Source organism: Salibacterium lacus (assembly GCF_042684865.1).
Lineage (GTDB): Bacteria > Bacillota > Bacilli > Bacillales > Marinococcaceae > Salibacterium > Salibacterium lacus.
In genome coordinates this window covers 1607672-1628975 of the sequence record NZ_JBHUML010000002.1, presented here as the reverse complement: position 1 = coordinate 1628975, position 21304 = coordinate 1607672, and the positions used below count along the sequence as shown (strand labels likewise).

The 21304-nt window shown below is 45.6% G+C and carries 24 protein-coding genes; 23 read left to right on the top strand and 1 reads right to left on the bottom strand.

Translation table 11 applies throughout. The annotated features are described in order from the left end of the window. The first annotated feature begins 4 nt into the window (after positions 1-4). The 13 genes from ACFSUB_RS09165 (at position 5) to ACFSUB_RS09105 (ending at position 10153) form a co-directional block, all read left to right on the top strand. The gene (locus tag ACFSUB_RS09165; RefSeq protein WP_380712888.1) at positions 5-721 is read left to right on the top strand and encodes a response regulator transcription factor; all 717 of its coding nucleotides are present in this window, start codon (positions 5-7) and stop codon (positions 719-721) included. 34 nt (positions 722-755) lie between these two features. Then, the gene (locus ACFSUB_RS09160) at positions 756-1628 is read left to right on the top strand and encodes a DegV family protein (RefSeq protein ID WP_380712887.1); all 873 of its coding nucleotides are present in this window, start codon (positions 756-758) and stop codon (positions 1626-1628) included. 16 nt (positions 1629-1644) lie between these two features. Further along, positions 1645-3162 carry a DEAD/DEAH box helicase gene (locus ACFSUB_RS09155; RefSeq protein ID WP_380712886.1) on the top strand — a complete coding sequence of 506 codons (1518 nt, stop codon included), beginning with the start codon at positions 1645-1647 and terminating at the stop codon, positions 3160-3162. Position 3163: 1 nt separating this feature from the next. Beyond that, on the top strand, positions 3164-3883 hold the full coding sequence (locus ACFSUB_RS09150; protein ID WP_380712885.1) for a ComF family protein: 720 nt from the start codon (positions 3164-3166) through the stop codon (positions 3881-3883). 19 nt (positions 3884-3902) lie between these two features. Then, on the top strand, positions 3903-4325 hold the full coding sequence (locus tag ACFSUB_RS09145) for a TIGR03826 family flagellar region protein (RefSeq protein ID WP_380712884.1): 423 nt from the start codon (positions 3903-3905) through the stop codon (positions 4323-4325). A 105-nt stretch (positions 4326-4430) separates the two neighbouring features. Beyond that, entirely contained in the window at positions 4431-4700 is a 270-nt protein-coding gene (gene flgM / locus ACFSUB_RS09140) for a flagellar biosynthesis anti-sigma factor FlgM (RefSeq protein ID WP_380712883.1), read from the top strand. A 35-nt stretch (positions 4701-4735) separates the two neighbouring features. Continuing rightward, positions 4736-5230: a flagellar protein FlgN gene (locus tag ACFSUB_RS09135; RefSeq protein ID WP_380712882.1), complete on the top strand. Its 495-nt coding sequence runs from the start codon at positions 4736-4738 to the stop codon at positions 5228-5230. Between the two features lie 28 nt (positions 5231-5258). Next, positions 5259-6812 (top strand): flagellar hook-associated protein FlgK, encoded by a 1554-nt coding sequence (gene flgK / locus ACFSUB_RS09130; RefSeq protein ID WP_380712881.1) that lies wholly within the window; start codon positions 5259-5261, stop codon positions 6810-6812. A gap of 26 nt (positions 6813-6838) precedes the next feature. Next, positions 6839-7909, top strand: coding sequence for a flagellar hook-associated protein FlgL (gene flgL, locus ACFSUB_RS09125; RefSeq protein WP_380712880.1), 1071 nt, complete (start codon positions 6839-6841; stop codon positions 7907-7909). Between the two features lie 20 nt (positions 7910-7929). Beyond that, on the top strand, positions 7930-8520 hold the full coding sequence (locus ACFSUB_RS09120) for a DUF6470 family protein (protein ID WP_380712879.1): 591 nt from the start codon (positions 7930-7932) through the stop codon (positions 8518-8520). A 28-nt stretch (positions 8521-8548) separates the two neighbouring features. Then, complete coding sequence (fliW, locus tag ACFSUB_RS09115; protein ID WP_380712878.1) at positions 8549-9004, top strand: flagellar assembly protein FliW; 456 nt, start codon at positions 8549-8551, stop codon at positions 9002-9004. A 1-nt stretch (position 9005) separates the two neighbouring features. Further along, a complete protein-coding gene (csrA, locus tag ACFSUB_RS09110; RefSeq protein WP_380712877.1) occupies positions 9006-9236 on the top strand; it encodes a carbon storage regulator CsrA in 231 nt (76 codons plus the stop codon). A gap of 215 nt (positions 9237-9451) precedes the next feature. Continuing rightward, on the top strand, positions 9452-10153 hold the full coding sequence (locus tag ACFSUB_RS09105) for a response regulator transcription factor (protein ID WP_380712876.1): 702 nt from the start codon (positions 9452-9454) through the stop codon (positions 10151-10153). On the opposite strand, the gene ACFSUB_RS09100 is transcribed toward ACFSUB_RS09105, so the two are convergent. Then, positions 10154-10642 (bottom strand): competence protein ComK, encoded by a 489-nt coding sequence (locus ACFSUB_RS09100; RefSeq protein ID WP_380712875.1) that lies wholly within the window; start codon positions 10640-10642, stop codon positions 10154-10156. It abuts the gene before it with no gap. A 345-nt stretch (positions 10643-10987) separates the two neighbouring features. Here ACFSUB_RS09100 and ACFSUB_RS09095 point away from each other — a divergent pair, with 345 nt between their 5' ends. From ACFSUB_RS09095 to ACFSUB_RS09050, 10 genes are all read left to right on the top strand, one after another. Continuing rightward, complete coding sequence (locus ACFSUB_RS09095; protein WP_380712873.1) at positions 10988-12142, top strand: flagellin N-terminal helical domain-containing protein; 1155 nt, start codon at positions 10988-10990, stop codon at positions 12140-12142. Positions 12143-12250: 108 nt separating this feature from the next. Continuing rightward, positions 12251-12853, top strand: coding sequence for a hypothetical protein (locus ACFSUB_RS09090; RefSeq protein WP_380712872.1), 603 nt, complete (start codon positions 12251-12253; stop codon positions 12851-12853). Continuing rightward, the gene (locus ACFSUB_RS09085) at positions 12840-14705 is read left to right on the top strand and encodes a motility associated factor glycosyltransferase family protein (RefSeq protein ID WP_380712871.1); all 1866 of its coding nucleotides are present in this window, start codon (positions 12840-12842) and stop codon (positions 14703-14705) included. The genes ACFSUB_RS09090 and ACFSUB_RS09085 overlap by 14 nt, the downstream gene beginning before the upstream one ends. A gap of 13 nt (positions 14706-14718) precedes the next feature. Further along, positions 14719-15726: an NAD-dependent 4,6-dehydratase LegB gene (locus ACFSUB_RS09080; protein ID WP_380712870.1), complete on the top strand. Its 1008-nt coding sequence runs from the start codon at positions 14719-14721 to the stop codon at positions 15724-15726. After that, a complete protein-coding gene (locus tag ACFSUB_RS09075) occupies positions 15723-16877 on the top strand; it encodes a LegC family aminotransferase (protein WP_380712869.1) in 1155 nt (384 codons plus the stop codon). The genes ACFSUB_RS09080 and ACFSUB_RS09075 overlap by 4 nt, the downstream gene beginning before the upstream one ends. Beyond that, positions 16878-18041 (top strand): UDP-N-acetylglucosamine 2-epimerase, encoded by a 1164-nt coding sequence (neuC, locus tag ACFSUB_RS09070; protein ID WP_380712868.1) that lies wholly within the window; start codon positions 16878-16880, stop codon positions 18039-18041. Beyond that, positions 18029-18937: a formyltransferase family protein gene (locus tag ACFSUB_RS09065; protein ID WP_380713226.1), complete on the top strand. Its 909-nt coding sequence runs from the start codon at positions 18029-18031 to the stop codon at positions 18935-18937. Before neuC ends, ACFSUB_RS09065 begins: the two co-directional genes overlap by 13 nt. Positions 18938-18952: 15 nt before the next feature. After that, positions 18953-19621, top strand: a complete 669-nt coding sequence (locus tag ACFSUB_RS09060) for a PIG-L deacetylase family protein (RefSeq protein ID WP_380712867.1) — start codon at positions 18953-18955, stop codon at positions 19619-19621. Positions 19622-19624: 3 nt separating this feature from the next. Continuing rightward, on the top strand, positions 19625-20689 hold the full coding sequence (gene neuB / locus ACFSUB_RS09055) for an N-acetylneuraminate synthase (protein WP_380712866.1): 1065 nt from the start codon (positions 19625-19627) through the stop codon (positions 20687-20689). Next, a complete protein-coding gene (locus ACFSUB_RS09050) occupies positions 20686-21303 on the top strand; it encodes an acetyltransferase (protein WP_380712865.1) in 618 nt (205 codons plus the stop codon). Before neuB ends, ACFSUB_RS09050 begins: the two co-directional genes overlap by 4 nt. The last annotated feature ends 1 nt before the right edge of the window (position 21304 follow it).

Genomic DNA, 21304 nt, shown 5'->3' with positions numbered 1-21304 from the left:
ATCCATGCAGGAACAGGAAGAACAGATGATACGATTAGTACTTATAGATGACCATCAGCTATTTAGAGAAGGAGTCAAACGCATTCTCGATATGGAGAAGAACTTCGAAGTGGTTGCAGAAGGCGACGACGGGGACGAAGTCGTATCTCTCGTTGAAGAAAACGATCCGGACGTTGTCCTGATGGACGTGAATATGCCGGGGACAAACGGCGTGGAAGCAACACGCGATTTAATCGGGAAATATCCGGATGTGAAAGTGTTGATCCTCTCGATTCATGACGATGAGTCCTACGTGACCCATGTTCTGAAAACGGGAGCAGCAGGCTACCTGTTGAAGGAAATGGATGCCGATGCCCTGATTGAAGCGGTGAAAGTAGTCGGCCGCGGCGGCGCCTACATCCATCCGAAAGTGACCCATAATCTGATTAAGGAATACCGGCGCCTGGCTTATGGTGATGCCGATGTGGAAGCCCCGGCAGCGGAAATCGGCTACAAGGAAGTCGAATACCGGAAGCCGCTCCATATTCTTACCCGGCGTGAATGTGAAGTGCTGCAGTTGATGACGGATGGCTACAGCAACCGGATGATCGGCGAGACTCTTTACATCAGCGAAAAAACCGTTAAAAACCACGTGAGCAATATTTTACAGAAAATGAACGTCAACGACCGCACCCAGGCCGTTGTAGAGTCCATTAAAAAAGGCTGGGTAAAAGTAAGGTAATACCGATCCAACGGAAAAAAGAAAGGGTCCTGCTATGACTTCGACTGCCATTGTGACAGACAGTACAGCCTATCTGCCGAAAGAAAAAGCAGAGAAAAACGGTATAACGGTGCTCCCGCTCCACGTTATTTTTGACGGACAGGCCCTTCAGGAAGAAGTAGAACTTTCCACGGAAGCTTTTTATGAAAAACTGAGAACGACGTCCAACATGCCGACGACCTCCCAGCCTGCACCAGGTCTGTTCATCGAAACATTTGAAACCCTGGCCCGGCAGTATGATGCCGCAATAGTCATTACACTTTCAAGCGGCATCAGTGGTACCTTTCAGACCGCATCCGCTGCCGGAGAGGAAGTCGAAGGCCTGGACGTGTATGTTTTCGATTCTGAAATCAGCTGCATGCCCCAGGGTTACTTCGCGCTGGAAGCGGCTGCGATGTCGCGCAGCGGCGGGCATCCGGAAACGATTCTAAAGCGGCTTGATAAAATGAAACAGCGGACACGGGCGTATTTCATCGTGGATGATTTGAACCATCTCCACCGCGGAGGACGTTTGAACGGCGCGCAGGCTCTCGTTGGAAGTCTGCTTAAAATCAAGCCCATCCTGCATTTTGACGACCGGCTGATTGTTCCGTTTGAAAAGGTGCGCACAGAAAATAAAGCGTGGAACCGTGTTTTGCAGCTGTTTGATGAAGATGCCCGGACCGGCGAACCGGTACGGGCCACGGTGATTCACGCCAACCGGCCGGAGAAAGCGGACAGTCTCCGAAAGCAGCTGACGGATGCGTATCCCAATGTCGAAGTGGATACCGGCTGGTTCGGGCCGGTCATCGGTACGCATCTGGGAGAAGGCGGTCTTGGCATCGGCTGGTGCAGACTGCCTTCTGAATCCTGTCTTTTATCCCACTAAAAAAAGGAAGATGCCGATGGATGTTGTGCATGCGGTTGTTCCCGGTCGTCCGGATCCGGTTTGTCTGCCCGTACCCTGGGTGGAGCAAACCATGCAGATGACTGCCGGTCCGGACGTAATCAGCCGCCTCCCCATGCTGCCTTTCTCCCCCAACCCCGGCACGCCTCTCCCTGCCGCGTACCACTATCTGCAGGAACGCGACAGCGGCAAAGAACTGCTTTTCGACGAAATAGACACCGATCCCCATACATTGAAATCACTCCTTCTCGCGGGCTGGATGCAGGCGCGTCCCGGTCTCGTTCCATACAAAAAAACATACCAATGCCGGCGCTGCGGGAACAACAAGCGGGACCGTTTCGGTACTATTCCATGTGCCCGCTGCGGACGGCAGTGCGTTTACTGCCGCCACTGCGTAAAGATGGGAAGAATCTGCGCGTGTTCCATTCTTTATTCCTGGACCGCTTCCCCTGTTTATCCAAAGCCGGACAAACCAGTACTTCAGTGGCAGGGAACCCTCTCCCCCGGCCAGCAGAGAGCATCCGGCGCCGTCGTACAGGCTGTGGAAGAAAAAAAAGAAATATTAATCTGGGCGGTCTGCGGAGCAGGCAAAACAGAGGTGCTTTTCGAAGGTATCGCACGAGCACTGGAGCTCGGCGGAACCGTTCTGATCGCCGCCCCGCGCACCGATGTGGTTCTTGAACTGGCACCAAGACTCCAAGCTGCCTTTCCGGACATTCCTCTTGCTGCGCTGTATGGCGGAAGTGAAGATAAACAGAAAGCGGCCCGGATCATAACAGCCACCACCCACCAGGCCATGCGGTTCACAGACGCTTTTGACACGGTCATCATCGATGAGGTCGATGCTTTTCCTTACTCGGCCGATGAATCGCTTGTGTACGCTGTCTCCAAAGCCGCCCGTCCGGATGCCGCTCTTATCCGGCTGACAGCAACACCCCCTGTCTCTCTCCAGCGGCAGGTAAAAAGAAAGCAGCTTCCATGCGTGCGCATCCCCCGCCGTTATCACGGATATCCGCTCCCGGTGCCGCGTTTCCAGTGGGCCGCTTCATGGAAACGGCTGCTTCAGAAAGGCCGCCTCCCCGCCGCGGTGGAAAACTGGTGCCGCGGGCGCATCGACAGCGGGACCCCTGCCTTTTTATTTGTTCCTTCCATTTCTGTGCTCGAACAGGTCGAAGCTGCCCTGAAAACAATCGAACCGGCTGTCGAAGGGGTACACAGCACCGACGACAACCGCCATGACACCGTCCGCCGTTTCCGGAAAGGAGACGTGCCGCTCCTTGTGACAACGACCATCATGGAGCGCGGCGTGACGGTTGAAAACGTAGACGTCGCCGTCCTCGGCGCGGAAGCTGCCATTTTTACAGAAAGCGCCCTCGTTCAAATAGCCGGGAGAGCCGGTAGAAGTGCAAATCATCCAGATGGGGATGTCGTCTTTTTTCACGCAGGAAAGACAGAGACGATGACCGCGGCAAAACGTCATATTACGTCAATGAATAGAGAAGAGGTGCAGCGCTGATATGGCAGAATGCCTGTACTGCGGGAGTCCCGACACATCCACTGCAAGCTGGAGAACCCTGTTATTCCCTGACCATTCAGGGTTGTGCCGGGCGTGCCGGTCCCTCTTTACACCGATTCAGGAGCCGGCCTGTAAGACGTGCAGCCGGCCAGTGGAACATCCCGGCCGCTGCATGGACTGTGAGCGCTGGGAAGCCGATCCGCACTGGCGGGGGATTCTCCGCCGGAATGTTTCCCTCTTTCCGTACAATGACGCGATGAAGGACTGGACGGCGCTCTGGAAATACAGGGGAGACGCTGTGCTTGCTGCATCGTTTCGCCACCGGATCCGTAAACTGTACCTCACCTATGCTGCCGGTGCGGTGCCGGTTCCGCTGCCTCTCAGTCCGCAGCGCCTGCAGGAACGAGGATTTAACCAGGCTGCCATCCTTGCCTCGTTTACCACCCCTGCCGGCTTGTCGCTGCGCCGCACCCCGCAGCCGGCCGACATTCTCGTGCGCTCGACCCATGAAGAAAAACAAAGCAAGAAATCAAGGGCGGAGCGGCTCTCTTCTACGTCGCGGCCGTTTGAGCTGAGGGTGGATAAAAAAGACATTGAAGGTAAACATTTTGTCCTTTTTGACGATATATACACCACGGGACTGACACTTAGAAAAGCAGCGCTTCCTCTTGTGGAAAACGGTGCGGCCGATGTATGTTCCATTACACTGATAAGAGGATAGAAAAAAAGGAGGACATGACGTGCAGAGTCTGGAAAACTGCCCGCGCTGCGGGGATCTCTTCGTTAAATCCCTGCGGCCGGTATGCAATAAATGCCACAAAGAAGTAGAAGATATGTTTCAGAAAGTATACACATTCATCCGAAAACGCGATAACCGGAAGGCTAAAATGGAGGAAGTCGTGGAAGGAACCGGCGTACCGGAAGAGGACATTACACGTTTTATTAAAGAAGGACGCATTCACCTGAACCAGTTTCCGAATCTGACGTATTCGTGTGAATCGTGCGGAAGTCCCATAAGGGAAGGCCGGATATGTTCCTCCTGCAAAAGCGGCATCGAAAGTGGTCTGCAGGCAGAAGAGCGGGAAAAAGAGCGTTTGGAGAAAGAGGAAGAAGAAAGAAAACGCCACCAGACCTATCATTCCATGGACAACCGCCTGAATTGAGACATTTGTACCGGTTAAAACCGGCGCATTGTTTCCGATATAATAAATGATACAGGTGAGATACCATTAACTTTATTATAGATGAAACGATACAGGGAGGTGAGCGTGTTGAATATCAATCCACTAGGATCGGTCAACAACCCGTATCAAAAACAAGCCGACGCCCAGCGTCAAGGGAAACCGGAAACACAGCAGCAGGAACAAGACAAAGTGGAAATATCAAGCCAGGCCAAGCAGATGCAGCAGAGCGGCGATATCGAAACGGCGCGCAGTGAGCGGATCGAAGAACTGAAAAACGACGTGCGCTCCGGAAACTACAAGTTCGATGCACAGGAGTCCGCACAGAAATTTCTGGATTTCTGGTCCGGTAAATAATCGGTGTCTGTTCTGGATAGAAAGCGGGGTAGCTTATGTCCGTAAAAGCCATTTTTGAAACGATGGCCCGACTTGTGCAGCAGCATAAAGAACTGAATACGATGTCCGCCCGGAAAACGGAACTGATCAAGTCGAACCAGACGAAGGAACTGGCAGAGCTTCTGAAACAGGAGAGCCGACAGATCCGCGCGATAGAACAAACGGAGAAAGAACGGCAGGAGGCCGTGGATTCCTATCTAAAAAGCCGGGAAGCCGGTGAAACAGAAGGGACGGTCAGCGTTCTTCTTCAGTACCTTCCCGAAGGTCATCATGAGCCGCTCCTGCAGCTGCAGCAGGGTCTTCTGCAGGAAATGGCCTCCCTCCGCAGCAAGGAAGCGTTAAACCGGCAGATGGTGGAGGATTCGCGCCAGTTCGTGCAGATGACCCTGGATATGATCCAGCCGGACCCGGAAGCGGTGCATTACAGCCATCCGGATGAACAGAAACCAAAAAAGAGAGACGGCTTTTCGATTTTTGATTCCAAAGCATAATAACCCTTAAAAAACAGGAGGAGAGAGCATGACGTCCACGTTTCATGGATTAGAGACAGCGAGCCGCGGCATGAGAACCCAGCAGGCGGCGCTGCAAACGACCAGCCATAATATTTCCAACGCCAACACAGATGGGTACAGCCGCCAGCGCGTCAATTTCGGACAGACGGAACCTTATCCAGCCGCCGCCCGCAATGCGCCGCAGATGCCGGGGCAGATCGGAACCGGTGTGGAGGCCGAATCCGTCCAGCGCATCCGCGAAGGCTATCTCGACCAGCAGTTCCGCGGCGAAAACGCCCAGTCGGGGTACTGGGAAGCCCGCCACTCTTCGCTTGAGCGGACGGAAGAACTGCTGAATGAACCGTCGGATCAGGGACTCTCCAGCCGGATGAACCAGTTTTACGATGCCCTGCAGGATTTATCAACGAACCCCGAAGACTCCGGAGCCCGCGCGGTCGTGAAAGAACGGGGCGTCGCGCTTGCGGATTCGTTCAATTACATGTCCGACACGCTCGAGTCCAACAAAGCGGATCTTGCCAACCAGATCGGAACCAATGAAGACGAGATCAACTCTTTGCTCAGCAACCTCAACAGCGTGAACAAACAGATCGGCAATGTTGAACCGAACGGGCAGGTGCCCAATGATATGTACGACGAGCGCGACCGCCTCCTCGATGATTTGTCGAAGCGGATGAATATCGAAGTGGAGAAAATGGAACCCGAGGGTCTCGCGAGTGATGTCGCGGAAGGTAAAGTGAACGTTTATCTTCTTAATGGTGATGGAGAGCGGATGACATACGACTCCAACGGCGATGGAAACGCTGATACGGAGTTGAAGCTTATAGACGGTGAAAACTTGGATCACCGCTCGATTGGAATAGAGGAAGACTCCGACGAAATTGGTGACGTCTCTTTGAACTGGGAAAATGGTAATGGAACCGGTGAAGATATAGACTCCATAGACATAAAAGAATCTCCGGGATCGCTTGCCGGAATGCTTGAGATGCATGATGGAGTGGATGCAGAAGGGAATGATTTAAGCGGCACGTATCCGGATCTGAAAAATCAACTCGACCAACTTGCTCATGATTTTGCCACGGAGTTCAATGATCAGCATGAACAAGGAGAAGGGTTGAATAACTCAACTGACGCAGGAACCCCGGCTTTTTTTAATGTTAATGCCGGTTCCAGTGAAGATGCTGCCTCCAACATAGGAGTGACGGATGCGATTAAAGAGGATACGGATAAAATAGCCGCTTCCTCGGATGGTAACGCCGGAGATGGTTCCAATGCGACAGAACTCTCGAACATCAAAGAAGATCATTTCGACGAGGAGTACCAGTCCCTCATAGGCGAATACGGGGTACAGACGGCGGAAGCAAAGCAGATGATGGATAACAGCGCCACGCTTCGCGACAATGTCGACAGCCGCCGTATGGAAGTGAGCAGTGTCTCGCTCGACGAAGAAATGACGAACATGATTAAGTTTCAGCAGGCCTATAACGCAGCCGCGCGGAATATTACCGCGGTCGACGAAATGCTCGACCGGATTATCAATAACATGGGACGCGTCGGAAGATAATACGTGAATGAAGGAAGGTGACCCCCATGCGGGTAACTCAATCGATGCTGGCACAGAATTCGCTTAATAACCTCAATCAGAGTTTCGAGCGGATGGGTGTGCTGCAGGAACAGCTCTCCACCGGAAAAAAGATCACAAAAGCTTCCCAGGATCCGGTCGTTGCCATGAGCGGCATCCGGTACCGCGGGGAAACGAACCAGATTCAGCAGTTTCAGCGTAACGTCGGGGAAGTGAATAACTGGATGGATTCCACCGATTCCGCGCTGGGTAAGACGACTGATGCCATGCAGCGTGTACGTGAACTGACGACTCAGGCCGCGAATGGTTCCTATGAAGAAGGACAGCGTGGAAATATAGCTGAAGAAGTCACGCAGCTGACACAGCATGTTGCGGACATGGCGAACTCTGAGGTGAATGGCAAACATATATTTAATGGAACCGAAACAACGACTCCCCCTGTTCTTAAACCGGAAGAAGGAGCAGATGCGGATCTTGCTGCTTATCAGGTCATCAATGATGGGGAAGTGTACGAGCACAACGGCGGCACGGAGTTTGAAAACGATGCGGGTAATACGATTGAGCTGAATTATGATGGGGAAGGGAACTTAACCGGAATCTCCAAAAATGGGACCGCCGATGCGGTAAATAAAGAAGAAATAGTAATGACCCGTACTGATGCAAATACAAATGATGTAGAAATGGAAGTCATGCAGGGCGTGAAAATGCCGGTAAACTCCAATCCGGAAAACACGTTCCAGAATGGTCTTTTTCAGGATCTCACCAGCCTCAGCGCTACACTTCGTGATGAAAACGCTGGGTCAGAAGAAATTTCAAACCATCTTGACACGATGGACAATCACATCGATAACATCGTAAACGAGCGTGCGGAAGTCGGTGCCCGCCAGAACCGCGTGGAAATGATTGAAAACCGGCTCGGTCAGCAGGAAGTAACAGCAGAAGAAATCATGTCGGAGAACGAAGACGCCGATATGGAGAAAGTGATCATGAACCTGATGAGTCAGGAAAATGTGCATCAGGCCGCGCTTTCTTCAGGCGCACGTATCATCCAGCCAACACTTATGGATTTCCTGCGTTAACGAATAAGGAGGCGGTGTGAATGAACATGCCGATGGTTGAAATACGGACAACAGATGCCAGAATCGGCACCAATATTTCACGACCGCCGATGCAAATGAAGCAGCGCCCGGCTGAGGTGAACATCGAACAGAACCTTCATGACACGGTGGATATCTCCATCAAGCCGGCAAAAGTACACATCGATCAGTCGGAAGCGCGAAGGCAGAAAGGCATGGTCCCTCCGCTCGAGCAGCAAAGCCAGTGGCTGCAGGAAGCGAAACAGAACGTTTCGGAATACATGGCCAAGACCGCCCGCGAAGGCGAACAGATAAAAGCCATTCATGAAAACGGGGGCGGGGGCAAAGTATTCGCCCAGCTGGCAAAAAAGAACGGTCGTATGTTTGAGCACGAACTCGAACCCGGCTGGATTCCAAAAAGCATAGAATCGGTGAAATTTGAAGTGGAACCGCATGACGTCCGCTTTGATGTCGAACGGCCGCAGACCCGTTATGATGTACAGACGCACGAACCGGAGACCAACATTCCACGCTGGGAAGTACAGCACTACCTGCGACAGCGCTCCGACATTTCGTTTGACGTCCGCGGCCTTGAAGTCAACCGTACGTTGTAATCACAACCGATAAAGAGGGGATACATCCTTGAATATCCATACGAAATATTTTGGAGAAGTAACCATTGACGACAATAGTATCATACGTTTTGACCACGGCCTCCCCGCGTTTGAAGACGAGACAGCATTCGTACTGCTCCCCTTCAGCAGCGATGAGGTATTTTTTATTCTGCAGTCTGTACACACCCCGCAGCTTGCATTTGTCGTGACAGATCCATTTCAGTTTTTTAACGATTACCAGGTGGAAGTGCCGGATTCAGTCATTGAACAGCTCGAGATTGAAAAAGAGGAAGATGTGGCGCTGTTTGTCATGCTCACCCTGGAAGAGCCGTTCTCAAAAACAACGGCCAACCTCCAGGCTCCAGTGCTCCTCAATATGAAACACCAGAAAGGTAAACAGCACATTCTCAGCGAATCCCCGTACGAGAGAAAGCATTTCATCTTTCCGCAGGAGGAACACGCGGAGCAGAAAGGGGTTCGCTGATATGCTCGTATTAACACGAAAACCGAACGAATCCATTCAGATAGGGGAGGATATCGAGATCAAGGTCATCGCCGTCGAAGGCGACCAGGTCAAACTCGGCATTAATGCTCCGGGTCACGTGGACATCCACCGGCGCGAAGTCTATCTTTCCATTCAGGAAGAAAACAACGAAGCCGCCGGCGATGATAATTTATCCATTCTGGAAGCTCTTTCCCAACAATTGAAAAAATAAAAAATTCGTCGAATATTGGCTGAATTAGGCTCAAGGTAGGATTTTTTGGGTCGCGGAATCTGTATAATCAGGAAGAAAGGTACTGTCGTTCCTTGCGCAAAACCCCGTTGGAAGGTAATATTTACGTAAGAAGAGTAAATACTGCCAGAAATCGATACGCAGATTAAAACCAACACTCTCATTAAGCCAGGATAATAATCAGGGGGAATCAAGGAATGGCCAGGACCGTATATCAGAACGATTATGGAGCGGCGAAACTCCCCACCCTTTTTCTCGATTTTGATGGGTCTGACCGGATGAAAAGGGCTGCGGCGCAGTTGGACAAACCACTGGTCGAAACAGAAGCATCTCATTTAATGGATGCTTTAGCAGGTGGACTGAAGAAAAACACCATCTATCAATCGACCTGTAATGAAAAGACAATCTATGAGAAAGTCCATGAACTGCAGGCAGCAGAGACGTATTTCAGGTTGGGACTCAATCTTCCGTCGGACAAAAAGGAACTGGTAAAGCACCTTCTTCCTTATGAAATCTCCATCGTTTTGGCTTCCGATCGGGAGGAAAGCCAGTGGTTAAAGCACTTTCAGCAATCCCAGCAATTCCCGATATATATAGATCCAATGTTCCAGCCGCATTTGGTGAAACAGTACCGAGAACTGCACGAAGAACGCGAAGAAACCATCCGCGAACTTCATCTGAATATTGAAAAAATCCGCACCATTTTATCAGATGCGGAGCTGCGGATATTTGAGAAAATCGTCGAGGGCAAAAGCAACCGCAAAATAGCGGAGGAAAACTTTCTCGCCGTCGCCACCGTAAATAACCACGTCAGTCATCTCACGAGAAAAATGGGCGCGAATGACCGCACCCACACGATAAAACGTGCGATTGAAAAAGGCTGGATCCTTATATCTTGATTAATGCACCTGTTCCTCGTTTGCTTTTATCATCGTGATGCAGCGGCTCGTTTTCAGAATCTGCTGCTGTGCGTGATAATAGGAAGCGTTCACCTCCGCGCGCTGCCCGTTCCGGAAAACAAGATACGTCCGCTGGTCATATTTGTCCACTTCCGCGCGGAGGATATGGGAATAGAAAAACCAACTGTCTTCATTTCCAGGGCTCCCATGCAATGGAAACGCATAGATTCCCTCTTTCTCATGGACCGGAACCGGCCGCCGGTACTTAAATCCAAGCTTCTTCCTGACGTATGTAAGCCGTCCCGCCATCGACGACCCGCCTTCCAGGCAGGCCTCTTCCAAAATGCTATCCACCGGCTGCTTCGTGAAGATAATCGAACCATCTTTTTCATATACTTTCGTTCTGACTTCCCCGTCCAGCATCGACACGACCCCGACTGTATTCTTTGTCACTTCGTATACCGCTCTAAATTCCAGTGTACTTTCCACATTGTTCAACTCCTGTTTTGATAGTAGATGAAAAGTCTCGGTGCCGAATCTATACCTACTATATAACCACAGCTTTACAGAAAAATCCATTATTTTCTCACAATTTTGCAATATTATAGGAAACATGTGCAGAACAAAAGAACAACCTCCTTTCAGAAAAAACAATCCTTCTCCAAAAAAGATAAAAAAGATGCTAAAACATGGAACATCCCTGCCGATATAAAGGGTGTAAGGGCGCAGAAGAACCTGGCGGCCGACAGGATCTTCCGAGCACCCAAGCGGACGTTTCCGCCACAAGGACGTGGCAGCGGAACGTAAAACACAAACTCAAGGAGGAACTATTTTATGATTATTAACAGTAATATTCCGGCGCTCAATACTTACAATCAGATGAACCAGAACAACAACGACATGCAGGAGTCCATGGAGAAACTATCTTCCGGTCAGCGTATTAACAAAGCAGCTGACGACGCAGCCGGCCTTGCGATTTCCGAGAAAATGCGCGGGCAGATCCGCGGTTTGGATCAAGCGAGCCGTAACTCCCAGGACGGAATCTCCATGATCCAGACAGCAGAAGGTTCCCTTTCCGAAACACAGAGCATGCTTCAGCGTACTCGTGAACTTGCTGTTCAGTCAGCTAACGGTTCCAACACCGACGCTGACCGTGCGGAACTTCAGAAAGAAGTGGACCAGCTTACTGAAGAGATTACACAGACTTCACAAAATACAGAATTTAACACGAAAAAACTTCTGGACGGAAGTTTCGAAGAAAAGTTCCAGACAGGTGCCAATGAAGGGCAGAATATTTCTCTCAATATCAAAGATATGGGATCTGAAGCTCTTGAAGTTGGTACCGAAGTTAGTATGGATGGAGCTAGTGGTTTAGCATCAGGAGATGCAGGTGCAATTGCATCAGGTGAATCATATAATGTAGTATCATTGGAAGAAGGTACCACAGTTAGCGGTGGAAATGCAGCTAATTATGGACTGGAAAATGATGAAGGTAATATAGTAGCTGTCAGCAGCGGTGGACAAAGTTTTGACAGTTTATCTTCCGGGACAGCTGCAGAAGAACTTGGAAGTGGCACGTCTGTAGCATCATCCGGTGCTATAGACTTGGGAGAATCGTTCACACATGGTTCTGTATCTGTAGGTAATAATGATGGCTCCGGTAACATCGATGTTTCAGCCAAAAAAGGTATTGATATTAACACTGCAGAATCTGCAGAGTCAGCCATTACAACCATTGATAATGCAATTGAAAGTGTTTCAGCAGAGCGTTCCAAACTTGGTGCAAGCCAGAACCGTCTGGATCATACCATTTCCAACCTGGATAACTCATCCGAAAATCTGCAGGCAGCGGAATCACGTGTTCGCGATGTAGATATGGCGAAGGAAATGATGGAGCAGACTCGTGCAAGCACATTGGCACAGGCTTCGCAGTCCATGCTCGCGCAAGCAAACCAGCAGCCGCAGCAAGTTCTTCAACTTCTACAATAAGATGTCAGAAAAACTCCGGTTATCAACCGGAGTTTTTTTATATTGCTATTAATGTTTAAGGCTGAAATACGATATAATAAGTAAAAGACTACAAAGAGGTTTTAGTTAATGGAATTACGCGTGCTAAATAGAACATATATTCATAACATTGATGATGTAGAAGCAATAGATAAGGCGGTTCGAATGGAGCTTGAAGACACAGGATATTTTATTAGTCATTTAAATGTTGATGGCCGGGAAGTCTATGAAAAGCTTGATATCTTTCTTCAAGATAATGCAGAAGATATAGAAATAGTTGAAGTTGTCGTAAAAACAAAAAGTGAATTTTTGAATGACGTTCTATTGCTGTTGGAAACATATTTATTAAATGTTAACAGAGAAGTGAAGAAGATTATTCATGAATTTTACACAGAACCGGTGGAAACCACGTGGAGAAAATTTCAGGAATTTCTGCAGGGAATACAATGGATAAATGATTCTATCGAAACGGTTGATCAGTCTGTAGAAAAGTCATTTGATACAGCCGAATTTGTTCACAACCAAAAAGAGATAAATAATCACTTAGAAGAACTGATGAATGCTGTAGAATCAAATGATCACATCAGTACAGCTGATATCATGCAATTTGAGATACTGCCAGGCTTGGAACAGTTGCAGCAGAGTATAACAACTTATATTGATCAAAGAGGGACACGAGATGATGTTAATTGATAATATCAATTATTTACGAAAACATTTTCCGAAAACCAGAGAAATTTTGAAAGAACATGAAATGAACCTGAATGATTCCATCCAGGTGATTCAAGCCAAAAATGGTATGGACATATTAGAACTTAACAAAGGAAATCAGTCTTATCCCTTTCACAGTAAGTACGCCCCTGATCGAGAGGCTAAAACAATTGCAGCACAGTATAAAGAACTGCTGCATAATTACGATCACATTTTATTCTATGGAACTGGAATGGGATATCATATCAATGAAATAATGTCAGCAGATCCAGAGAAAGAGTATACCATTTATGAACCATCGCCGACTAATTTTTATCATTTGCTCACTGTGAAAACCATCACAGATGCACTGCCGGTCAAACAGTTAAATAATATCTATTTTGATATTCATGACGGTGCTGTACATCAGAATGTTACACACCTGGCCCAACAGATTACCGGAACAGTTCTTCTAATCGAATTGCCAAGTTATAAACAGAACTTCCCGGAATTATATGAAAAATTCGCAGCATCATTTAAACAAAGTGTGAAGAACAGAAAGCGTACCCTGCACACAAATATGGCGTACGAGAAACGCTGGGTGGTGAACAGTTGGATCAACAGCCCTGACATCCTGAAGACCCCAAATATACTACATGATGTTTCAAAAGGTTATTTTGAAAATAAGCCTGCTGTAATTGTGGCAGCCGGACCATCACTCGAAGAAGATATAGAGTATATAAGAGATATAAAGGAGAATAAGAGAGCTCATGTATTTAGTGTAGGATCTGCGGTAAATTCTCTCCTTTATCATAATATACATCCCGATGCAGCTATTTCTTATGATCCAAGTACATTAAATCAACGGGTTTTTGAAAAAATCGTTGATGAGGAAATTGATAGTATTCCTTTAATATTTGGTACCAGTATAGCTCATGAAGTGTTGCAGAATTACCCTGGTGATAATAAGTTTCATATGATCACAAACCAGGATACATTTTCTCCCCATTGTTTACAAAGGGAAGATAATAATAAGTTAAAAGTAGTTCAAGATGCACCAACCATTGCAGTTCTGGCTATGCAGATGCTAGGCAACCTTGGATGTAATCCTATTATTTTAACAGGGCAGAATCTCGGATTTTTGGATGATAAACGGTATGCGGACAGTATTTCCTATTCGCACGTATCAAACGATGTTCAGGAAAATGAATATGAAGAAATGGTAGATGATGTATATGGAAATAAAATTCCAACAAATTATGCATTTCAGGAATCAAGAAGACAGATTGAACACTTTTTACTATCTGCTATGAAAGGTTTCACAGTGATAAATACAACGAAAGGGGGAGCTTCTATATCAGGTGCACCTTTTCAGCCTTTGGATCATGTATTATTGGAGACCTTAGAAAAAAATAAAATAACAGATGAATGGTGTAATACTGCTCAAAATAATTATAATCGACAATATACTTTTGAAAAACTGGAATTGCTGGATCAAGAAGTGCAGAATGCTCTTTCATTGATACAAAGAATAAGCAAAACACTGAAAAATTTAAATCAAACCATAGAAAACACAGATGTATCCATGCTCTCTCAAATTTTCACTCAAATTGATAAAGATATGAAAAAGCTAAGGAAAAATGAAGTTTTCCAGCTGTTCTTACAACCTATGGAAAGAAATAAATGGGAAAATTATATACAGACAATATCGAACGTCAAATTTGAAAAAAACAGTGTAAGTAAAGCGGAACGTATACTTCAAGTGGTCGGATCTTTTTTATACGCATGCAGCGAAAACATGCGCATTGTGCGTTCAGTATATAACACTATAAATCAAGAACTCATAATAAATTAAATGAGGAGTAACTATGACATTTAAAAAGGTTCTTATTACAGGTGCAGATGGTTTTATAGGTTCTCATTTAACGGAAACAATGATTCGAGCCGGTTACGATGTCCGGGCTTTTATTCAATATAATTCGTTTAATTCGTGGGGATGGCTGGATGACAGCCCGGAGGAATTACAGCACAGTTTGGACGTATTCAGCGGTGATATACGGGATCCTCATGGTGTGAAAGAAGCGGTCAAGGGATGTGATGCTGTCCTGCATCTGGCTTCGTTGATTGCGATTCCGTATTCGTATCATTCCCCGGATACTTATGTGGACACGAATGTTAAGGGAACGTTGAATGTCATGCAGGCAGCCCGCGAGCAGAATGTAAAAAAAGTTGTTCATACGTCTACAAGCGAAGTGTATGGTACTGCTCAGTATGTTCCGATTGATGAAAATCATCCTACCCAGGGTCAGTCCCCTTATGCGGCATCTAAAATCGGTGCTGACCAGATAGCATTATCGTTTTACCGGTCTTTTGATCTTCCTGTTGCAGTTATCCGTCCGTTCAATACATACGGTCCTCGGCAGTCTGCGCGTGCTGTCATCCCAACAATCATTACACAGTTAGCTGCAGGAAAAACCGATATAAAGTTAGGATCCATCCATCCAACCAGGGATTTTAATTATATCGACGATACAGTAACTGGTTTTATTCATATGATGAAACATGAAGCTTCTATTGGTGAGGTTATTAACATCGGAAGTAATTATGAGGTATCGATTGGGGACTTGGTAGACTACATAGCTGAGGTTATGGATGTATCATCTCTGAATATTGAAACAGAAGATCAACGAATCCGTCCTGCCAAAAGTGAAGTGGAAAGATTATGGGCAGCCAATCAGAAAGCTAAAGAACTCATCGGCTGGGAACCAAATTATTCAGGCGTCGAAGGATTGAAACTTGGATTAAAGCAGACAGCGGACTGGTTTTTGCAGAAACATAACTTAAAAAATTATAAAACTGAGAGATATAATATATGATACTGGAATCGCAAATACTGCAGGCAGTCCAGCATGTGCTGCCGGAGAATGATGAACTTAAACCACTGCACGCGCCGGTCTTTCAAGGAAATGAATCGAAGTATGTTCAGGATACGATAGAATCTACATGGGTTTCATCCGCCGGCACTTATGTAAACAAGCTCCAAGAGGATCTTTGTTCATTCACAGGAATTAATAGAGCTGTTACTGTTGTCAACGGAACCGCTGCTCTGCAGCTGGCTTTGTTTGCAGCAGGTGTAGAACAGGGTGATGAAGTGCTGGTGCCGGCGTTGACATTTGTTGCAACAGCTAATGCTGTTTCCCACACTGGAGCTGTTCCTCATTTCGTAGATGTAGAAGAGAGTTCGCTGGGTATCGATGTGTCAAAGTTAGAAATGTACCTAAAGCAACACGCAGTTATCACTTCTGAGGGCAGCTACAATAAACATACCGGCCGCTGGATTCGAGCGGTTGTACCTATGCATACGTTTGGCCACCCAGCAGCCATAAATCAACTGCGATTGACAGCAGACAGATTCCACCTAAAAATTGTTGAGGACGCGGCAGAAGCCTTGGGATCTTATGAAGACGGCAGACATGTCGGCCAACTCGGAGACATAGCAGCAGTGAGTTTCAATGGTAATAAAATTATAACTACTGGAGGCGGGGGAGCTCTCCTCACCAATAATAAAGACATGGCGGATAAGGTTGAACATCTTGCTTCCACTGCGAAGGTTTCTCACTCCTTTGAATTTGTTCATGATGAAGTTGGTTATAATTACAGAATGCCCAACATCAATGCTGCATTAGGGTGTGCGCAATTGGAACAGCTGCCTTTCTTTTTAAAGACAAAACGGAAGCTGGCCGGGCAGTATGCTGAAGCTTTAAGCGACATATCAGGCATTTCTTTTATTAAAGAAAGAGCAGGAACGAGGAGTAACTATTGGTTAAATGGACTGTTACTTAATGAGCCGGATATGGAACAACGAGATCGTATAATAAAGAAACTTCATGACCATCAGATATTGGCAAGACCGGTTTGGAAGCCGATGCATTATTTAGAGATGTACCGGAATATGCCGAAAATGGACTTAACTCAGACGGAGAGTCTTTATGCGAGAATCATTAATTTACCGAGTGGTGTGATGTAAATGAAAATATCTGTCGTAACCGGCACCAGGGCAGAATATGGACTGCTTTATGGCTTAATGAAAAAGTTACAAAACGATGATTCCATTGAATTTCAACTTATTGTAACAGGAATGCATTTATCCCCTGAGTTCGGTTTAACGTACCAAACCATTGAAGAAGACGGATTTACCATTACAAAAAAAGTGGAAATACTGTTATCAAGTGATACCCCGGCAGGCATCAGCAAATCAATCGGCCTGGGAGTGATTGGTTTTTCCGACGCCTATGAAGAGCTGCAGCCGGATCTTATAATAGTCTTAGGTGACCGTTACGAGATACTGGCAGCTGTTCAGGCAGCTTTGCCGGCTAATATACCGGTTGCTCATATTCATGGAGGAGAACTCACGGAAGGTTTAATAGATGATCCCATCCGCCATTCTATAACAAAAATGGCTCATCTTCATTTTGTTACGGCAGAAAGGTATCGACAAAGAGTCATTCAACTGGGAGAACAGCCGTCGACGGTCATTAATGCCGGCGCACCTGGGGTGGACAATATCAAACAAATATCTTTAATGAATAGAAATGAATTAATGGAATCTCTGGACTTAAATTTTCAAGGAACGCTATACTTGGTTACTTATCATCCAGAGACATTAAACAGAGAACAAGCAAAAATAGGCATCGAGAATATTATGCATGTTGTCGAACATTTCTCTGATGCTGCCTTTATTTTCACAAAATCAAATGCAGATACTGAAGGGAGAATGATAAATGAAACGATAAAAGGCTATGCTGATCAGTATCCTCATCGTGTAAAACTATATGACTCCCTTGGACAATTAAGGTATTTAAGTGTAATACAATATGTAGATGCTGTTATTGGCAATTCCTCCAGTGGAATATTGGAAGTTCCTTACTTTCGAAAACCGACGATTGATATAGGTGATAGACAAAAAGGTAGAATAAAACCAGAATCCGTTATTTCATGTGCTAATGATTCTGAAGCAATTATACGGGCCGTAAAACAGGCTGGAACAGATGAGTTTCAAAAGAAATTGCATACAGTTCAATCTCCATATGGGAATGGAAATGCGGCAAATATTATATTTGATACTATTAAAAAAGCCGATTTGCAGAAATTAATTCCCAAGCCCTTTTTTGATTGGAGGTGGAAACACTGAATATCGTATTTATTGGATGTGTAGAGACAAGCTATCAGCTGCTTAACCATCTATTAGAAAATGCAAATGACAGAGTCAAAATTGTTGGAGTGGTTACAAAAGAAAGCTCTACTTTTCATTCAGATTTTCAATCACTAAAACCGCTGGCGGCGAGATTTAATATTCCATTATTTAATTATAATCAAAATAAAACAGAGATGAATGATTGGTTGAAACACATAAAACCTGATATCATTTATTGTTTTGGATGGTCTCATCTTTTAAATGAAGATACTCTGTCTATTCCGGAAAAAGGGGTGATAGGTTTTCATCCCACGAAACTCCCTGAAAACAGGGGGAGGCACCCCATCGTATGGACTCTAGCGTTAGGATTGAACGAAACAGCATCCACCTTTTTTTATATGAAAGAAAATGCCGATGATGGAGAAATAATAAGTCAGTCAATAATCCCGCTGGAGAATCGTGAAAATGCCAGGACCTTGTATAATAAAATAATACATACAGCTAAAGATCAAATGATTGAAATGACATACCACCTTGCAAAAGATAACGTGACTCCGGTAATACAAAACGATAGCCATGCTAATTATTGGCGGAAACGCTGTAAAGAAGATGGTCGTATTGACTGGAGGATGTCAACAGCAGCCATTGACCGGCTAGTTCGTGCATTAACATCGCCATATATAGGTGCCCATGTAGAATATCAAACACAAGAAATAAAAGTTTTGGAAGCTTTTCCGGTCGAAGTGAGCAATAAAACACTTGTAAATATTGAACCTGGCAAGGTTGTTGCTGTAAATGGCTCTCGTATTCAAGTTAAGTGTTCTGATGGAATAATAGAATTGATCGAACATGATTTTCAAACATTACCTGAGGCAGGGGAATATTTGATGTAGAAAAGGGATGAAAGCATGAAGGAAAGGGTAATGATGATAACGCCACATCCAGATGACGAGACGCTGGGTTGTGGAGGCAGCTTGTTACAGCATAGAGACAATAATGATGACATCCAATGGGTTATTTTTACTGATATGAGTGAGGATTACTCTGCTGTACTTCGGAATAATAGAGAAGAAGAAATCAAACGCGCAGCGGAAGAATATCAATTTTCCAAACTGCATAAATTGAACTTTCCCGCGGCTTCTCTGGATGAAACTGAATTGAAAGAGATGATATCAGGTGTCGCTGATATTTTTCAACAAGAACAACCTACAACAATATATCTCCCATACCGATATGATACGCATACCGACCACTGTAGAGTGTATGATGCAGTAATGGCATGTACAAAATGGTTTCGTTTCCCAAGTATAAAAAGTGTGTTGGCATATGAAACCTTGTCGGAAACGAATTTTTCCCATGATCCAGCCGTAAATGGCTTTCATCCTAACGTATTCAAAAACATAACTCCTTATTTGGACAAAAAAATAGAAATCATGAATATCTATGAATCAGAAATAAAACCCCATCCTTTTCCACGTAGTGACAAAGCTATACGTTCATTGGCTTACCTTCGTGGGAGTGCTTCTGGGTTTGAAGCGGCGGAAGCATTTATGTTGATCAAAGAAAGGCGTGAGTAATTCATGGCAATATACATTATTGCTGAAGCCGGCGTGAATCATAATGGCGATGTGAATACTGCTGAAAAATTGATAGACGCGGCTGCAGCAGCTGGCGCTGATGCGGTGAAATTTCAAACATTCGAAGCTGAAAAGCTGGTGACGAGGGATGCAAAACAGGCATCGTATCAAGAAGACAATATGGGTGAAACATTATCTCAATATGAGATGCTGAAACAGCTCGAACTTACTCGTGACCTTTTCGTCCATCTAAAAAACTATTGTGATTCAAAAGATATCGAATTTCTATCTACACCATTTGATGAGGACAGTGTGGATTTTCTTGTTGATGATATCGGGGTGCAGCAAATCAAAATCGGATCCGGAGATTTAACCAATGTGCCCTTATTGTATCATGCTGCCACCAAACAATTACCTATCATTTTATCAACAGGGATGTCGAGTATCGCTGAGATTCAAGAAGCCCTTTCTTATATTGCTTACGGGTACGCTGAAAAAACAAATATGGATCCGGAAAAAGTAGCTGACTTCTACCCCAGCGAAGAAGCACAACAATTATTAAAACGATATGTTACTCTACTGCACTGTACTACCAGTTATCCTGCTCCTCCAGAAAGCATAAACTTGCACTCTATACCGTTTTTACAAGATACATTCAATCTTTCTACCGGTTTTTCCGATCATTCTGAAGGCATTGCCATACCGATCACTTCGGTCTCATACACTCCCTTGGTGATTGAAAAACACTTCACGTTGGACAGAAATCTCCCGGGTCCAGATCACCTGGCATCACTTGAACCAAATGAATTAAAAGATATGGTGGCAGGAATTCGATTGGCTGAGAAGGCACAGGGTGTTTATCAAAAAGACTCTCTCTCCATAGAAAAAAATAATATTGCCCCTGCTCGAAAGAGTTTGGTTGTGGTGGGAGATATACAAAAAGGGCAGTACTTCACAAGAGATAATATTACTGTTAAAAGACCGGGAAATGGTACTTCTCCGAAATACTTATGGAGCATTCTCGGAACAACAGCGGAGAAGAATTACAAAGCAGGAGAAATGTTATGAAATGCCCGGTAATTATAATTGGAAATGGTGGTCATGCGCGAGTGTTAGTCTCCATATTGGATGACCAAGGTTATTATATATTAGGTTATACAGCACCTCAAGAAGAGGGAAGTAGACTTACATATTTAGGGGAAGATGACGTAATAGAATCTTATGATCCAAATGATATAATGCTGGTTAACGGTGTAGGCTCGACGAAAATTCCTGAATTACGAAAGCAATTATTCGAGTATTTTAAACATAAAGGATATCAATTTTTATCTGTTATTCATAACTCCGCCATTATATCTTCCTCTGTCCAATTAGGAGAAGGTGTGCAGATAATGGCGGGAAGTGTGTTACAACCAGAATCGAGTATAGGTCATAACTCCATAGTAAATACAAAAGCAAGTGTAGATCATGACTGCCGGATAGGATCCCATGCTCACTTGGCACCGGGAGTTGTTCTTTCCGGAGAAGTCATTATCGGGGATCAATCACTTATTGGTACGGGTACTTCAGTAATTCATGAAGTAAAAATAGGGCATTCTACCATCATTGGTGCGGGATCTGTTGTGGTGCAAAATGTTTCTGACAATAAAAAAGTTTATGGTGTCCCTGCAAAAGAGAGGTGAT

Coding starts and splice junctions, on each gene's coding strand:
- csrA (WP_380712877.1), top strand. CDS start 9,006: ATGCTCGTATTAACACGAAAACCGAACGAATCCATTCAGATAGGGGAG.
- ACFSUB_RS09095 (WP_380712873.1), top strand. CDS start 10,988: ATGATTATTAACAGTAATATTCCGGCGCTCAATACTTACAATCAGATG.
- ACFSUB_RS09160 (WP_380712887.1), top strand. CDS start 756: ATGACTTCGACTGCCATTGTGACAGACAGTACAGCCTATCTGCCGAAA.
- ACFSUB_RS09150 (WP_380712885.1), top strand. CDS start 3,164: ATGGCAGAATGCCTGTACTGCGGGAGTCCCGACACATCCACTGCAAGC.
- ACFSUB_RS09050 (WP_380712865.1), top strand. CDS start 20,686: ATGAAATGCCCGGTAATTATAATTGGAAATGGTGGTCATGCGCGAGTG.
- ACFSUB_RS09105 (WP_380712876.1), top strand. CDS start 9,452: ATGGCCAGGACCGTATATCAGAACGATTATGGAGCGGCGAAACTCCCC.
- ACFSUB_RS09060 (WP_380712867.1), top strand. CDS start 18,953: ATGAAGGAAAGGGTAATGATGATAACGCCACATCCAGATGACGAGACG.
- flgK (WP_380712881.1), top strand. CDS start 5,259: ATGACGTCCACGTTTCATGGATTAGAGACAGCGAGCCGCGGCATGAGA.
- ACFSUB_RS09090 (WP_380712872.1), top strand. CDS start 12,251: ATGGAATTACGCGTGCTAAATAGAACATATATTCATAACATTGATGAT.
- flgL (WP_380712880.1), top strand. CDS start 6,839: ATGCGGGTAACTCAATCGATGCTGGCACAGAATTCGCTTAATAACCTC.
- ACFSUB_RS09135 (WP_380712882.1), top strand. CDS start 4,736: ATGTCCGTAAAAGCCATTTTTGAAACGATGGCCCGACTTGTGCAGCAG.
- ACFSUB_RS09080 (WP_380712870.1), top strand. CDS start 14,719: ATGACATTTAAAAAGGTTCTTATTACAGGTGCAGATGGTTTTATAGGT.
- ACFSUB_RS09120 (WP_380712879.1), top strand. CDS start 7,930: ATGAACATGCCGATGGTTGAAATACGGACAACAGATGCCAGAATCGGC.
- ACFSUB_RS09085 (WP_380712871.1), top strand. CDS start 12,840: ATGATGTTAATTGATAATATCAATTATTTACGAAAACATTTTCCGAAA.
- neuC (WP_380712868.1), top strand. CDS start 16,878: ATGAAAATATCTGTCGTAACCGGCACCAGGGCAGAATATGGACTGCTT.
- neuB (WP_380712866.1), top strand. CDS start 19,625: ATGGCAATATACATTATTGCTGAAGCCGGCGTGAATCATAATGGCGAT.
- ACFSUB_RS09155 (WP_380712886.1), top strand. CDS start 1,645: ATGGATGTTGTGCATGCGGTTGTTCCCGGTCGTCCGGATCCGGTTTGT.
- ACFSUB_RS09165 (WP_380712888.1), top strand. CDS start 5: ATGCAGGAACAGGAAGAACAGATGATACGATTAGTACTTATAGATGAC.
- ACFSUB_RS09075 (WP_380712869.1), top strand. CDS start 15,723: ATGATACTGGAATCGCAAATACTGCAGGCAGTCCAGCATGTGCTGCCG.